The sequence below is a fragment of the Thalassospira povalilytica genome, from assembly GCF_002844235.1.
Classification (GTDB): domain Bacteria; phylum Pseudomonadota; class Alphaproteobacteria; order Rhodospirillales; family Thalassospiraceae; genus Thalassospira; species Thalassospira povalilytica.
This window is the reverse complement of the sequence record NZ_PGTS01000014.1, coordinates 1-1,542: the sequence shown is the minus strand read 5'-3', so window position 1 is coordinate 1,542 and position 1,542 is coordinate 1. Positions and strand designations below refer to the sequence as shown.

Below are 1,542 nucleotides of genomic sequence, written 5' to 3'. Positions count from 1 at the left end.
TGACAATGGTGATGGTACCTGGTCGCTGAATCCGGACCAATTGGAAGGTCTGACGGTCACGCCGGCTGAAGACTTCTCGGGCAGCTTTGATCTTGGCGTGACCGCGACTTCCGCTGATGGCGATGACGTCGCAACGGCGACCGGCTCGATCACGGTTGATGTGGCGGGCGTTGCAGACGCCCCAACGCTTGACGTGGCTGACGCCAGTGGTTCTGAGGATTCCGCTATTGCATTGGATATCGACGCTGGTCTTACCGACAGCTCGGAAGTTCTCAGTGTCACGATCAGCGGCGTTCCGGACGGTGCGACCTTGTCGGCGGGTACCGATAACGGTGACGGCACCTGGACGCTGAACCCGGATCAGTTGGAAGGTCTGACGATTACGCCGGCTGATGACTTCAGTGGATCGTTTGATCTCGGAGTGACGGCAACCTCTGCCGATGGTGAGGATGTTGCGACCACAACCGGCAGCATCACGGTTGATGTAGCGGGTGTTGCTGACGCACCGACCCTTGATGTGTCCGATGCTTCCGGTAACGAAGATTCCGCCATTGCACTTGATATCGACGCAGGCCTGACGGACAGCTCGGAAGTTCTGTCGATCACGATTAGCGGTGTTCCCGACGGTGCGACCCTGTCGGCAGGTACGGATAATGGCGACGGTACCTGGACGTTGAACCCGGACCAGCTGGAAGGGCTGACGATCACGCCGGCTGAGGACTTCAGTGGATCGTTTGATCTTGGCATTAGCGCAACTTCCGCTGAAGGCGATGACGTTGCGACGACCACCGGATCGATCACGGTTGATGTAGCTGGTGTTGCAGACGCACCAACTTTGGATGTGTCTGATGCATCGGGCTCTGAGGACAGCGCCATTGCGCTCGACATTGATGCCGGTCTGACGGACAGCTCGGAAGTTCTCAGCGTTACGATCAGTGGCGTTCCGGACGGCGCGACCTTGTCGGCGGGTACTGATAATGGTGATGGCACCTGGACGCTGAACCCGGACCAGCTTGAAGGTCTGACGATCACCCCGGCTCAGGACTTCTCCGGCAGCTTCGATCTGGGCGTGACCGCGACCTCTGCCGATGGCGAGGACATTGCCAAGACCACCGGTTCAATCACGGTTGATGTTGCTGGTGTTGCCGATGCACCAACGCTGGATGTGTCCGATGCCTCTGGTTCTGAAGACAGTGCGATTGCACTTGATATCGATGCGGGTCTTACAGATTCCAGTGAAGTTCTGAGTGTCACTATCTCGGGTGTTCCGGACGGCGCGACCTTGTCGGCTGGTACTGACAATGGAGACGGCACTTGGACGCTGAACCCGGACCAGCTTGAAGGTCTGACGATCACGCCGGCTGAGGACTTCAGCGGGTCGTTTGATCTCGGCGTGACGGCTCAGTCTGCTGATGGTGACGATATCGCCACCACGACCGGTTCGATTACGGTTGATGTTGCGGGTGTTGCGGATGCGCCGACTTTGGATGTCGCCGATGCATCCGGCTCCGAGGATTCTGCCATCGCGCTCGACATTGACGT

Annotated in this window: 1 protein-coding gene; it reads left to right on the top strand. The window is 58.5% G+C overall.

All coding sequences use genetic code 11. From position 1 onward, the window contains the following. On the top strand, nt 1-1,542 hold a 1,542-nt coding region (locus CU041_RS20225; protein ID WP_212733827.1), incomplete at both ends, for an Ig-like domain-containing protein.